This is a genomic window from Streptomyces sp. NPDC049627 (genome assembly GCF_044465645.1).
In the GTDB taxonomy this organism is placed as follows: Bacteria; Actinomycetota; Actinomycetes; order Streptomycetales; family Streptomycetaceae; genus Streptomyces.
In genome coordinates this window covers 158,820-172,015 of record NZ_JBITLW010000018.1, presented here as the reverse complement: position 1 = coordinate 172,015, position 13,196 = coordinate 158,820, and the positions used below count along the sequence as shown (strand labels likewise).

At 71.7% G+C, this 13,196-nt stretch carries 9 protein-coding genes; 6 read left to right on the top strand and 3 right to left on the bottom strand.

The features are described from left to right. The first annotated feature begins 4 nt into the window (after positions 1-4). Positions 5-241, top strand: coding sequence for an acyl-CoA carboxylase subunit epsilon (locus ACIBU0_RS39190; RefSeq protein ID WP_398828322.1), 237 nt, complete (start codon positions 5-7; stop codon positions 239-241). Between the two features lie 568 nt (positions 242-809). Here ACIBU0_RS39190 and ACIBU0_RS39185 read toward each other — a convergent pair. Both ACIBU0_RS39185 and yicI read right to left on the bottom strand, forming a co-directional pair. Then, complete coding sequence (locus ACIBU0_RS39185; RefSeq protein WP_398828319.1) at positions 810-1,820, bottom strand: LacI family DNA-binding transcriptional regulator; 1,011 nt, start codon at positions 1,818-1,820, stop codon at positions 810-812. Further along, entirely contained in the window at positions 1,820-4,072 is a 2,253-nt protein-coding gene (gene yicI / locus ACIBU0_RS39180) for an alpha-xylosidase (protein WP_398828316.1), read from the bottom strand. The genes ACIBU0_RS39185 and yicI overlap by 1 nt, the downstream gene beginning before the upstream one ends. Before the next feature lie 145 nt (positions 4,073-4,217). On the opposite strand from yicI, the gene ACIBU0_RS39175 reads away from it, so the two are divergent. Further along, positions 4,218-5,600 (top strand): cytochrome P450, encoded by a 1,383-nt coding sequence (locus ACIBU0_RS39175; RefSeq protein WP_398828314.1) that lies wholly within the window; start codon positions 4,218-4,220, stop codon positions 5,598-5,600. Here the strand turns inward: ACIBU0_RS39175 and ACIBU0_RS39170 are convergent. After that, positions 5,548-6,981, bottom strand: a complete 1,434-nt coding sequence (locus ACIBU0_RS39170) for an MFS transporter (protein ID WP_398828311.1) — start codon at positions 6,979-6,981, stop codon at positions 5,548-5,550. The two genes, ACIBU0_RS39175 and ACIBU0_RS39170, sit on opposite strands and share 53 nt — an antisense overlap. A gap of 101 nt (positions 6,982-7,082) precedes the next feature. On the opposite strand from ACIBU0_RS39170, the gene ACIBU0_RS39165 reads away from it, so the two are divergent. From ACIBU0_RS39165 to ACIBU0_RS39150, 4 genes are all read left to right on the top strand, one after another. After that, positions 7,083-8,060 (top strand): LysR family transcriptional regulator, encoded by a 978-nt coding sequence (locus ACIBU0_RS39165; protein WP_398828309.1) that lies wholly within the window; start codon positions 7,083-7,085, stop codon positions 8,058-8,060. 144 nt (positions 8,061-8,204) lie between these two features. Further along, on the top strand, positions 8,205-9,653 hold the full coding sequence (locus ACIBU0_RS39160) for a hypothetical protein (RefSeq protein ID WP_398828307.1): 1,449 nt from the start codon (positions 8,205-8,207) through the stop codon (positions 9,651-9,653). Next, positions 9,653-11,857, top strand: coding sequence for a glycosyltransferase (locus ACIBU0_RS39155; RefSeq protein ID WP_398828305.1), 2,205 nt, complete (start codon positions 9,653-9,655; stop codon positions 11,855-11,857). The genes ACIBU0_RS39160 and ACIBU0_RS39155 overlap by 1 nt, the downstream gene beginning before the upstream one ends. After that, on the top strand, positions 11,854-13,170 hold the full coding sequence (locus tag ACIBU0_RS39150) for an acyltransferase (RefSeq protein WP_398828302.1): 1,317 nt from the start codon (positions 11,854-11,856) through the stop codon (positions 13,168-13,170). The genes ACIBU0_RS39155 and ACIBU0_RS39150 overlap by 4 nt, the downstream gene beginning before the upstream one ends. The last annotated feature ends 26 nt before the right edge of the window (positions 13,171-13,196 follow it).

Genomic DNA, 13,196 nt, shown 5'->3' with positions numbered 1-13,196 from the left:
CATCATGAGCGCGACTTCGACCCCGACCCCGAGCCCGACGCCCTCCGACCTTCTCGCCGCCACGTCCTTCCGGGTCCTGCGGGGCGAGCCGAGCGCCGAGGAACTCGCGGCGTTCACAGCCGTGTTGACCCTGCGCCTGACGGCTGCGGACGAACCGGCCCCGCACCGCCCCACCACGGCCCGCTGGAGTCGCCCGGAACGGACCCGGGCCTACAACTGCCCGCGGGCCTGGCACGGTTGAGACGTCAGCCGCAGAACTTCCGCGTAGCTGTGCGTAGTTGCATGACAGCGCTCCGTAGCCGGTAGTATCTGCGGCTGTGACGCACCTTTGGGTGCGTCCTCCCTTCACTCCGGGCCCCGTCCCCTCGGGGCCCGGCCCGACGAGAGCGGTCCCGGGACCGTGACTGGCCGCCTCACGTCGAAGGGAGGACGCCCCAGCATGTGCCGTCACGAGGGGCAGAAACCGACTCTCGTCATGCGGCTGATCCGGCTCTTGCCGGAACGGGCCGCGAGGCACGCGAGGAGGTGGCTGCTCTGGTGGCTCAGCAGGTAGCCGGATATCCCCACACGGCATGGGGACATCCGACAGGCTCCTGCTGAGCCTGGGCCCTCGCTCGGTCGCATCCGAGCGGGGGCCCACCTTTTCCGGTGGGCCAGAGGTAGCCGGATGTCCCCACACGGTCTGGGGACATCCGGCAAGCTCCTGCTGACCTTGGGCCACCACCCGGTCACACGGTCCGGGCGGGGGCCCTGCCTGCTTCCAAGTACAGCACAACAGCCCCCGCCCCGGCACCGCGATCACCCACAGTTCACGCCACCGCCCGCCGCCCCGTACTCCCCCTCTCCGTCATCCTCGGCGCGAGCAACGTCGCCTCCGGCACCGCCTTCCCGCTCAGCTTCCCCATCAGCAGTTCCACCGCCCGCGCCCCCACCTCCGCGGCCGGCAACGCGATCGACGTCACGGGCACCCGCACCGCCTCCGCGAGCTCATCCGGGCAGATCGCGGTGACCGACAGATCCCCCGGCACCCGCAGCCCCAACTCCTCGAAGGCGTCGATCAGCGGCTCCAGGACGGCCTCGTTGTGGACGACCACACCCGTCAACGCCGGGTGCTCCCGCAGCAGTTGCCCGGCGACCGCACGTGCCGCCGCCGGTGACGCCTCACACGGACGCACCACGGACGTCAGCCGGTTCCGGTCCGCCGCCGCCGTGAACCCCCGCACCACCCTCTGCGCGAAAGCCGTCCCCCGCACGTACACCTCCGGCGGCGACCCCACCAGCGCCACCACCCGGTGCCCGAGCCGCGCCAGATGCTCCACGCACGCTTCACCGGCCGCCATGAAGTCCAGGTCGACGCAGGTCAGACCGGACGAATCCGCGGGGAAGCCGATCAGCACCGACGGCCGGTCCAGCCCCCGCAACAGCGGCAGCCGCGGATCGTCCAACTGCACGTCCATCACGACCAGCGCGTCCACCAGTCCCGTCCCCGTGACCCGCCGCAGCCCCTCCTCGCCCTCCTCCTGGGTCATCAGCAGCACGTCATGGCCGTACTGTCGCGCCGTCGTCACCACCGACACCGCGAACCGCATCACCACCGGCACGTCGATCCCGGCCCGCAGCGGCACCGCCAGCGCCAGCACGTTCGATCTGCCGCTCGCCAGCGCGCGGGCGCCGACGTGCGGGCGGTAGCCGAGCCGGCGGACGGACTCCTCGATGCGGCGGCGGGTCTCCTCGGAGATCGGGCGTTTGCCGCTCAGCGCGTACGACACGGTGCTGGGGGAGACCCCGGCGTGCCGCGCCACGTCCGTGATCTTCACCATCAGCCCAGCTCCAGGGCGAGAAACCCGGTCCCCGCCCGTGCCCGCACCTCACGCTCACCCGCCGCCAGTCCCCAGGGCGCGGACGGGTCACTGCAGGAGGCCCGCAGCGTGTCACCCTCCCGTACGACGGTGAAGGCCACCTCCCCGACCCGCACCGTCACCTGTGCGCCCCGCTCCAACCCGAACGCCCGCAGCGTGACCCCGTCGGCATGGTCGTAGTCGGGCCGGTCGTCCACCGCGCCCAGCGGGATCACCGCACCCGGCCGCACCAGCAGCGGCACGCTTCTGAAGTCGTGGCGCTCACGTACCCAGCGCGGGCCGGTCACCGTCTCCCCGCTGAGGAAGTGGGTCCAGGTGCCCTCGGGGACGTAGTACGAGACGTCCCCCTCGTCGCTGAAGACGGGGGCCACCAGCAGGTCCGGGCCGAGCATGTACTGCCGCTCCAGGTGCGCGCACCCGGGGTCGTCCGGGAACTCCAGCACCATCGCCCGCATCATCGGCAGGCCCTCGGTGTGGGCGGTGCGGGCGGCCTCGTAGAGGTAGGGCATGAGCCGCAGCTTCAGCCGGATGAAGTGGCGGGCCACGTCCACCGACTCCTCGTCGAACAGCCAGGGCACCCGGTACGTCGACGACCCGTGCAGGCGGCTGTGGGACGACAGCAGACCGAACGCCAGCCACCGCTTGAACAGGGCCGGTGACGGCGTGCCCTCGAAGCCGCCGATGTCATGGCTCCAGTACCCGAAGCCGGACAGGCCGAGCGACAGTCCGCCCCTCAGCGACTCCGCCATCGACTCGTACGTCGCCTCGCAGTCGCCGCCCCAGTGCACCGGGAACTTCTGGCTCCCCGCGGTCGCCGAGCGGGCGAAGACCACCGCCTCCTCCTCGCCGCGGTGCTTGCGCAGCACGTCGAAGACGGTGCGGTTGTAGAGGTACGTGTAGTAGTTGTGCATCCGCTCCGGGTCGGAGCCGTCGGACCACCGCACGTCGATCGGCACCCGCTCGCCGAAGTCGGTCTTGAAGCAGTCGACGCCCTGCGCGAGCAGTGCCTCCAGCTTCGCGGCGTACCAGTCGCGGGCGTCGGGGGAGGTGAAGTCGACCAGGGCCATGCCGGGCTGCCACAGGTCCCACTGCCAGACACTCCCGTCCGGCCGCTTCAGCAGGTGCCCGAGCGCCTTGCCCTCCGCGAACAGGGGAGAGCGCTGCGCGATGTACGGGTTGATCCAGACACAGACCCGCAGGTCCTTCGCCTTCAGCCGGGCCAGCATCCCCTCCGGGTCCGGGAAGACCCGGGGGTCCCACTGGAAGTCGCACCAGTTGAACTCGCGCATCCAGAAGCAGTCGAAGTGGAAGACGGAGAGGGGCAGTTCGCGCTCCCGCATGCCGTCCACGAAGGACGTCACCGTCTCCTCGTCGTACGACGTGGTGAAGGACGTCGACAGCCACAGGCCGAAGGACCAGGCGGGCGGCAGCGCCGGGCGGCCGGTCAGGGCCGTGTACTTGCGGAGGATGTCCTTCGGGGTCGGGCCGTAGATGACGTAGTACGTCAACTCCTGGGTCTCCGCGCTGAACTGCACCCGGGAGACGACCTCGGAGGCCACCTCGAAGGAGACCTTGCCCGGGTGGTCGACGAAGACACCGTAGCCCGCGTCCGTCAGATAGAAGGGGACGTTCTTGTACGCCTGCTCGCTGCACGTGCCGCCGTCGGCCTGCCAGATGTCGACGACCTGCCCGTTCTTGACCAGCGGGCCGAAGCGCTCGCCGAGGCCGTAGACGGACGTGCCGACGCCGAGGTTCAGCTGCTCGCGCAGATAGTGCGCCCCGCTCGCGTCCCGCATGATGCCCATGCTCTTGTGCCCGCTGGAGGTGAGCGTGCGGCCGCCGGCGAGGAACTCGACGTGCCAGGAGCCGGTGCGGGCGACCCGGACCGACAGGGCGCCGGAGGTGAGGGTCGCGTGCTCCTCGTCGTACGAGATCTGCGGGGCGGTCTCCTCCGACTCGGCGATCCCGAACTCGGGGCCGCGGGGCTGCTCGCCCGCGAAGTGGGTGAGGGTGAGGCCGATGACGTCGGGCATCGGCGTGTGTGCGTTGATCGTCATGACGGGTCCCGTCATCAGGTCGCCGCGCGAGCGGATGGGCCGGGTCGGCGCGTGGATCTCCAGGGCGCCGTCCGACTCGGTGACGTCGAGGACTTCGGCGGGGTGGGCCGCGGTGACGCCCTCGCGGAGCAGCCAGTAGCCGTCGGTGAACTTCATGTGAGGGTCCTAACGTGACTGCGCCTACGGGGATGCCGCGCTGCGGTCGGTGAACCGCTTCGACGCTGATTGTCGAAGCGCTTCGATGGCGAAGGTATGTGCGGGCCGAAGGTGCGTCAATGGCTTATCCGGGAATGGGGGAGCCATGACGATGACGAGGACGGCCGCCGAGGCGCCGATCGTGACGGGGAGTCCGTTGCTCGGCTCGATGAGCGACCTGCTGAACGACCCCCTCGCCGCCTACCTGCGGGCCCGCCGCGACCACGGCGACGTGGTGCGCTTCCGGGCCGGGCCGCCGGGACTGCGGTCCGACCTCTACGCGGTGTTCTCCGCCGAGGGCGCCCAGCAGGTGCTGGCGACGCAGGCCGCCAACTTCCGCAAGGACAACGTCTTCTACGAGGAACTGCGCCAGTCGGTCGGCAACGGGCTGCTCACCAGCCAGGACGACGCGTACCTGCGGCAGCGCCGGCTCGTGCAGCCGCTCTTCACCCGGCGCCGGGTGAACGGCTACGCCCACCAGGTGGCCGAGGAGGCGGCGGCGCTCGCGGACGCGTGGCGGGCAGCGCGGGGCGGGACCGTTGAACTGGTGGGTGAAATGCACCGGTTCGCGCTGCACGTCGTCGGCCGCATCGTCTTCGGGACGGACGTGAAGCAGGCGTTCGAGGTGATCGAGCGCACCCTGCCCCCGCTCCAGGAGTACTCCCTCAAGCGCGGCTTCTCCCCGCTCAAGGCACCGCGCACCTGGCCCACACCGGCCAACCGCCGGGCCGCACGCCTTCAGGCCGAGCTGTACGCGCTGTGCGACGGCATCATCGACAGCCGCCGCGGCCGCGACGACCGGGACGACCGGGACGACCTGGTCACCCTCCTCGTGCACGCCGAGAACGCCGAGGACGGCAGCCTGGACGCCGGCGAACTCCGCGAGCAGGTACTGATCTTCCTCCTCGCCGGCCACGAGACGACCGCCACCGCCCTCGCCTTCGCCCTGCACCTCCTGGCCCGTCACCCCGAGGAGCAGCGGCGCGTGCGGGCCGAGGTCGACCGGGTGCTCGGCGGCCCCGGCGGACGGGCGCCCACCGCGGCCGACATGGAGGACCTGCCGTATCTGACGATGGTGCTGAAGGAGGCCATGCGGCTGTACCCGTCCGCGCCCGTGATCGGCCGCCGTTCGGTCGCCGAGGCGGAGGTCGACGGTGTACGGATCCCGGCCGGCGCGGACGTCCTGGTCAGCCCCTGGGTGACCCAGCGCCATCCCGAGTACTGGGTGGATCCGGAGCGCTTCGACCCCTCCCGTTTCACGCCGGAGGCCGAGGCCGCCCGTCCGCGCTACGCATGGTTCCCCTTCGGCGGCGGCCCGCGCGCCTGCATAGGGCAGCACCTGTCGATGCTGGAGTCGGTGCTCGGGCTTGCGGTGCTGCTGCGGGAGTTCGCGTTCGAGGACGCGGAGGCGGGGGAGGTGCCGCTGGGGGCGGGGATCACGCTGATGGCGAAGGGGCCTGCACGCGTGCGGGTCGCTCCGCGGGGTTGAGCGGATGGGGGTGCCGCGGGGACGTCTTCTGCCTGCGGCGCCGTGGGGGCTGGTCGCGCAGTTCCCCGCGCCCCTGACGGGGCGCTGTCGCGAGGGAGATGAAGAGTGCCGTGGCTGCCGCCGTGACCGGTACGCCGTAACCCGCCGTCGGTGAGACGTGCTCCACCACCCACCCGCCGGTCGCGCTGCCGCACGCGATACCGCCGAGCAGTGCGGTCACCGCGAGGGTCATGCCCTCGTTCAGGCGGCCCTCCGGGGTGCGCCGCTGGACCAGGGCCATGTTGGTGATCATGGTCGGGGCGGTGGCCATGCCGGAGATCAGCAGGGCGACGGCCAGCACCACGAGCGAGCCGGTGACAGTCGCCGCGAGCAGGGGCAGCGTCAGCAGGATGGTCATCGCGGCTATGCACCAGGGGTAGCGGTACTCGGCGGGACCGGACAGCCGGAGCCGGCCGAACCACAGGCCCGCCGCGCAGGAACCCGCCGCCTGGAGGGCGAGCACCGCGCCCGCCGCCGTCCGGTGTCCCTGCGCGTCCGCGAACGCGATGGTGACGACCTCCGTCGAGCCGAACACCGCGCCCATGGCGAGACAGACGGCCAGGAGCGGGGGCATGCCGGGGGCACGAAGGGGCGACGCGGCGGTCGTACCGGATGTCCCGGCCGTACGGCCCTGCGGCGGCGGCTCCGTCGACCGCTGGGCCGCGAACAGCAGCACGCCCGTCACGAGGAGCACCACCCCGGCCAGCGTCCCCGCCTCCGGGAAGAACGCCCCGCACAGGAACGCCGCGAGCACCGGGCCCAGCATGAAGCACAGCTCGTCGGCGGCCTGTTCGAAGGAGTTCGCGGTGTGCAGGGACTCGCTGTCGCCCTTCAGCAGATGGGCCCAGCGGGCGCGCGACATGCCCCCGGTGTTGGGCGTGGTCGCGGTGGCGGCGTACGCGGCGAAGAGGGTCCAGGAGGGGGCGTCGTAGCGCACGCACAGCAGCAGCGCGAGGCTGCCCAGCGCCGCGAGGAGCGTGGCGGGTACGGCGATGCGGGCCTGCCCGTACCGGTCGACGAGCCGTGCGACGAAAGGGGCGACCAGCGCGGTCGCCGCGAGGCCGGTCGCGGTGACCGCGCCGGCGAGGGCGTACGACCCCCGCGAACCGGCGATCATCACCACCGCGCTCACGCTGAACATGCCCATGGGCAGGCGGGCGATCAGGTTCCCGGCGGTGAAGGCACGGGCGCCGGGGCGGGCGAAGAGCCGGCGGTACGGGCCGGGCGGGCGGCTTCCCGCCCGGGGGCCGAAGTCGACGGCGACGAGGGTGTCGGCGGTGACGGTGAGGAGGGGGGCTTTCCCGGGGACTGTCCTGGCGGGCTGTGCGGGCTGGTGCGGCATGGATCCACCGTCACCCGGAGTGGATCAAGGGGTCCAACACCTGTCCGTCGCGGATTCACGCACCTGTGTTGTAAGTCGTGGTCGGGCTGTAGGTTCGCCGCATGCCCGCTGCCCACCCCGCTCACCTCGACCCCCGCCTCCTGCGCGCCTTCCTCGCGGTGGCGGAGGAACTGCACTTCACCCGCGCCGCGGCCCGCCTGTACATCGCCCAGCAGGCGCTCAGCCGGGACGTACGGCGGCTGGAGCGGGAGCTGGGCGCCGAGCTGTTCGTGCGGACGACCCGGCAGGTCACGCTGACGGGCGACGGCGAGCGGCTGGTGCCGTACGCCCGCCGGGCCCTGCAGGCCCAGGACGACCTGCTCGCCGCCTTCGGCCAGGCCCGCCCCCTGCTGGTGGACCTGAACTCACCGGGCCTGGTCACCGGCCGCCGGGTTCTGCACCGGGCCCGCGAAATCGCCCCCGAGCACGAGCTGATGGCCCGCTACGAGAGCGGCCTGACGGGCGCGGCCGGCGAGATCGTCGCGGGGCGGCTGGACGCGTCCTTCGGCCGGTTCGCGGGACTGGATCCGGCGCTGCGGGCGGGCCTGGACCACCAGCCGGTCCGCTACGAGCCGATGGCGATCCTGCTGCCCGAGGACCACCCGCTGGCCGAGCTGCCGGAGGTGCCGCTGGCCGCACTGGCCGGCGAGACCGTGTACGCCGGCGCCGGCAACCCCCGTACCCCGGAGTGGACCGACCTCGCGCATCGGCTGTTCGACGGGCGGGGCATCGGCGTCGCCCCGCCCGCGCCGCTCGCCGTCGGTGACGAGGAGTTCCAGCGGATCATGGCCAAGATGCGCAACCCCGTTCTCGCCGTCATCGACTTCCCGGCCATGCCCGGGACCGTGCTGCGCCCCTTGACCGATCCCGTGCCCCTCTCACCCGTCTCACTGGTGTGGCGAAAGGGCTTGGCGCACCCTGCGTTCGACGCCCTTCGACGCGCTGCGGCGCAGCTCACAGCCGAGGAAGGCTGGCTGGCCAGGCCCGCGGGGGGATGGATTCCGGCCATGGATCTGGCGGCTGGGAGCGCTCACAATTGACACGCGGCAACCACGAAACCTCCGCGTGCGCTACATTCTTGGCCTGAGCACGGTGTGGTAAAGGGGGGCGCTCGGCCGGGTGGGGGCTCGGTACGGCGACGGTGCTCAGAGCCGTGCGCGCACCCAGAACGGTCCCGTGGGGGGATGTGCGTGCACGTGAAGAACTGGCGAGAAGACGCCCAACCGGAGTGGCCCGAGGCCGCCTCCAGGTCCGGTGGCGGCGCTTCCGCGGGGGGTGCCAGGGGTGACACCCAGGCCTTTCCGGCGACCGGGGAGACCGAGGTCCCCGGTCAGGGCCATCGCTCCCGATCCGAGGCAAGGGAGACGGAGATACCTCACGGTGGCGGGCGTGCCTCTGCGGGCGCCGACGAGACAGCGATCCTGCGCATCCGTCCCAGGGCGGCCGCGTCCGACGCCGACGAGACCGCGGTGCTTCCGGCGGTCGGAGAGGCGGCCGACGGGCGCCGGGCCGGCGGGACGAGGGATGCGTGGTCGGCCTTCGACCGGCCGTCCACCCCCAGGAACGGCACGGTCCCGGCATCCGGAACCGACGGGTTCCGGCCCTCGGGAGCCGGCACATTCCCGTCCCCCGGAGCCGGTCCGTACGAGTCGTCGCCCGGAGCCGGCACAGTCCCGTCGCCTGAAACCAGCGCCTTCCGGTCTCCTGAAACCAGGGCCTTCCCGTCCCCCGAGACCAGGGCCTTCCCGTCCCCCGAGACCAGGGCCTTCCCGTCCCCTGAAACCAGGGGCTTCCCGTCCCCCGAAACCGACGCGTTCCCGGCGCCCGCCGAGACGCGTGCCTCCGCGGTCCGCGACCCGTGGAGCGAGCCCGAGGAGTCCGCGCAGCCCGCCGCGTCCGGCGCCACGCACGATCCCCACGAGGTCACCGTCCAGCTCGACGGCGTAGGCCTGCACCTCGACAACATGCTGCGCGCGGCCAAGAGCGCTCCGGGCGGCGGCGCGGACGCCTCCGACGGGCCGGTGTTCGTCGACGAGTCGGGCCGCCGCAGCCGCCTCTACCGCCGTATCGGCATGGCCGTGGGCCTCGCCTGCGCGGTCTACGCCGTGGTCATCCTCGCCACGCTCCTGTCCGGCACCTCCGACGCTCCCTGGCTGCCCGTGGAGGGTCCCAAGGACGAGCAGCCGGCCGGCCAGGTCGACACCCCGCCGCTGCCCGCGGAGTCCGCACCGCAGCCCTCCGGCACCGGCAGCGTCTCCCCGGGGGCCTCCCCGACGGCCGGTTCCGGTACGTCCCTGTCCCCGGGCGCCGACGCCACCGCACCCGGCGCGTCCGCCGGTGCCCAGGACCCGGCCGCGTCCGCCGACCCCAGGCCGAGCACGACGAGGAACGCCCCTGACCCGGGCACGGATCCCGCCCCGGACCCCGATCCGACCACCGAGCCCACCGCCGGCGACCCCGACCCCACCCCGACGGACGGCGGCGCCACCCAGGTGCCGACCGACCCGCCGACCACCGTCGACCCCGGCACCGGCACGGTCGCCGACGGTCGGAGCGACCCGACCCCCATCGCCCAGGAGCGGGACGACACCGCCTCCTCGTCCGCCGCACTGTCCCCGGAGCACACCCTCTGATGGCCTCCCGCACCCGCCGTCCCGGGCCCGCACACGGAGCCCGCGACGGCTCCCGGCGCCGCCGCGTGCCCATGCGCCTGCTGCTGCCCTCGCTCGTCCTCGTCGCGCTGATGGCGATGCTGATGCTGCGGGGGTACGTGCACAACGAGATCCTGGCCGACCACCGCATCCAGCCGGAGGCCTCCGCCGACAAGGTGCCGGAGGAGATCCTCAACGGCGGCCCCGTCATCGACACCCGCAGCGGCCGCACCGAGAGCCTGCGCCTGCAGGACCACCGACTGGTCCTCACCTTCGACGACGGCCCGGACCCGACCTGGACCCCCAGGGTCCTGGACGTACTGAAGAAGCACGACGCGCACGCCGTCTTCTTCGTCACCGGCACCATGACCTCGCGCTACCCGGACCTGGTCCGGCGCATGGTCGAGGAGGGCCACGAGGTCGGCCTGCACACCTTCAACCACCCCGACCTCTCCTTCCAGTCGAAGAAGCGCATCGACTGGGAGCTGTCCCAGAACCAGCTGGCGATCAGCGGCGCGGCCGGCATCCGTACGTCCCTCTTCCGCCCGCCGTACTCCTCCTTCGCCGACGCCATGGACAACAAGTCCTGGCCGGTGACCGAGTACATCGGCAAACGCGGCTACATCACCGTCGTCAACAACACCGACAGCGAGGACTGGCAGAAGCCGGGCGTCGACGAGATCATCCGCCGGGCCACTCCCAAGGGCGGCAAGGGCGCGATCGTCCTGATGCACGACTCCGGCGGCGACCGCCACCAGACGGTCGAGGCGCTGGACAAGTTCCTCCCGGACATGAAGGCCGCGGGGTACGAGTTCGACAACCTCACCGAGGCTCTCGACGCCCCCAGCGCGCACACGCGGGTCACCGGTCTCGACGAGTGGAAGGGCAAGGCCTGGATCTTCCTGGTCCAGGCGTCGGACAACATCACGGCCGTCCTCGTGGTCGGCCTGGCGGTCATCGGCTTCCTGGTCATCAGCCGCTTCCTGCTGATGCTGCTGCTGTCGGGCATCCACGCCCGCCGGGTGCGCCGCCGCGGCTTCCGCTGGGGACCGCCGGTCACCGAACCGGTGTCGGTGCTGGTCCCGGCGTACAACGAGGCCAAGTGCATCGAGAACACCGTCCGTTCCCTGATGGCGAGCGAGCACCCGATCGAGGTGATCGTCGTCGACGACGGATCGAGCGACGGCACGGCACGGATCGTCGAGGCCATGGGCCTGCCCAACGTCCGCGTCATCCGCCAGCTCAACGCGGGCAAGCCCGCGGCGCTCAACCGCGGCCTCGCGAACGCCCGTTACGACATCATCGTGATGATGGACGGCGACACCGTCTTCGAACCGTCCACCGTCCGCGAACTGGTCCAGCCCTTCGGCGACCGGCGCGTGGGCGCCGTCGCGGGCAACGCGAAGGTCGGCAACCGCGACTCCCTCATCGGCGCCTGGCAGCACATCGAGTACGTGATGGGCTTCAACCTGGACCGTCGTATGTACGACATCCTGCGCTGCATGCCCACGATCCCGGGCGCGGTCGGCGCGTTCCGCCGCTCCGCCCTGGAACGGGTCGGCGGCATGAGCGACGACACCCTCGCCGAGGACACGGACATCACCATGGCGATGCACCGGGACGGCTGGCGTGTCGTCTACGCCGAGAACGCCCGGGCGTGGACCGAGGCCCCCGAGTCGGTCCAGCAGCTGTGGTCCCAGCGCTACCGCTGGTCGTACGGCACGATGCAGGCCATCTGGAAGCACCGCAAGGCCCTGGTGGAGAAGGGCCCGTCGGGCCGCTTCGGCCGGGTCGGCCTGCCGCTGGTGTCCCTCTTCATGGTCGTGGCACCGCTGCTCGCCCCGTTGATCGACGTGTTCCTCCTCTACGGCCTGATCTTCGGCCCGACGCAGAAGACGATCGGCGCCTGGCTGGGCGTCCTGGCCATCCAGCTGGTCTGCGCCGCCTACGCCTTCCGCCTCGACAAGGAACGCATGACCCACCTGATCTCGCTCCCGCTCCAGCAGATCCTCTACCGCCAGCTCATGTACGTCGTCCTGCTCCAGTCCTGGATCACGGCCCTCACCGGCGGCCGCCTGCGCTGGCAGAAGCTGCGCCGCACGGGTGTCGTCGAGGCACCCGGAGGACCGGTGCCGCGGCAGCGGGCGGCAGGTACGCGTGACGGTGATCGGAGGCCGGTGGGATGACGCACGGATACCAGCCCGCGGGGACGACGCCGTACGGCATCCCGCAACAACGCACGACGGAACCGGCCCCGGAGCCCCCCGCTGACGCACCCGCGCCCAAGAACCAGGGCGAGCAGGAAAACCGGGGCAAGCAGGCCAAGCCGGGCCGGGACCGCTACCTGGACCTGCTCCGCTCGATAGCCCTGGTCCGTGTGGTCGTCTACCACCTCTTCGGCTGGGCGTGGCTGACGGTGCTGTTCCCGTCCATGGGCGTGATGTTCGCCCTGGCCGGCTCGCTGATGGCCCGCTCGCTCAACCGCCCGGCGTGGGGCGTGATCAGGGGCCGGATCCGCCGCCTCCTGCCCCCGCTGTGGGCGTTCAGCGCGGTGGCGCTGGCGTTGATGTTCGCGGGCGGCTGGGATCCGACGAAGGACCCGGACCACGGCGGCGGCACCTGGGTCCTGGTCGACCTGATCAACTACATCATTCCCGTGGGCGCACCGCCGTTCCCCTGGCACATCGGCTCCAAGTCCGGCCTGCTGGAGGACACCTGGGCCGTCCAGGCCGCAGGCCCCCTGTGGTACCTGCGGGCGTACCTGTGGTTCGTCGTGGCATCCCCTTTGCTCCTCTGGGCCTTCCGCAGGGCCCCTTGGCCGACGCTGCTCGCCCCGCTGGGCCTGACGGCGGTCGTGGGCACGGGAGTCGTCTCCATCCCCGGCGAAACGGGCAACGCGGTCAGTGACTTCGCCGTCTACGGCAGCTGCTGGGTGCTGGGCTTCGCCCACCACGAGGGCATCCTGGCGAAGATCCCGCGCTATGTGGCGGTCTCCTGCTCGGTCCTCGTGATGGCCTTCGGCCTGTGGTGGGCGTCCGGCCACCTGGGCCCCGACGGCTGGGACCTCAACGACATCCCGCTGGCCCAGGCGACCTGGTCCTTCGGCTTCGTCGTGATCCTGCTCCAGTACTCCCCGTCATGGCAGGAACTGCCGGGCAGATTGGCAAAGTGGGACAAGCTGGTCACCCTGTCCAACAACCGCGCCGTCACGATCTACCTCTGGCACAACTTCCTCATCATGGCCACGGTCCCGATCCTCGACCGGCTGTACGACCTCCCGTTCATGGAGAGCGAGCGAGCGACGGCTGCGCTCGACTCGACCTACATGATCTGGATGTTCTTCCTGGTGTGGCCGTTGATCGGCTTGATGATCGTGGCAGTGGGCTGGATCGAGGACCTCGCGGCCAAGCGGAGCCCACGCCTGTGGCCGAACGGCACCAAGGGCACGAAGGGCACCCGAGGGCGCTCGTCCGGAGGCCACCGCGCGAAACGGGGGTGAAGATCCCGCCCGGCCTCCGCAGAATG

What these genes read in the sequence shown, in the direction of transcription:
- ACIBU0_RS39190 (WP_398828322.1), top strand. Translation starts at nt 5, where the DNA reads ATGAGCGCGACTTCGACCCCGACCCCGAGCCCGACGCCCTCCGACCTT.
- ACIBU0_RS39185 (WP_398828319.1), bottom strand. Translation starts at nt 1,820, where the DNA reads ATGGTGAAGATCACGGACGTGGCGCGGCACGCCGGGGTCTCCCCCAGC.
- ACIBU0_RS39155 (WP_398828305.1), top strand. Translation starts at nt 9,653, where the DNA reads ATGGCCTCCCGCACCCGCCGTCCCGGGCCCGCACACGGAGCCCGCGAC.
- ACIBU0_RS39165 (WP_398828309.1), top strand. Translation starts at nt 7,083, where the DNA reads ATGCCCGCTGCCCACCCCGCTCACCTCGACCCCCGCCTCCTGCGCGCC.
- ACIBU0_RS39175 (WP_398828314.1), top strand. Translation starts at nt 4,218, where the DNA reads ATGACGATGACGAGGACGGCCGCCGAGGCGCCGATCGTGACGGGGAGT.
- ACIBU0_RS39170 (WP_398828311.1), bottom strand. Translation starts at nt 6,981, where the DNA reads ATGCCGCACCAGCCCGCACAGCCCGCCAGGACAGTCCCCGGGAAAGCC.
- ACIBU0_RS39150 (WP_398828302.1), top strand. Translation starts at nt 11,854, where the DNA reads ATGACGCACGGATACCAGCCCGCGGGGACGACGCCGTACGGCATCCCG.
- ACIBU0_RS39160 (WP_398828307.1), top strand. Translation starts at nt 8,205, where the DNA reads ATGTGCGTGCACGTGAAGAACTGGCGAGAAGACGCCCAACCGGAGTGG.
- yicI (WP_398828316.1), bottom strand. Translation starts at nt 4,072, where the DNA reads ATGAAGTTCACCGACGGCTACTGGCTGCTCCGCGAGGGCGTCACCGCG.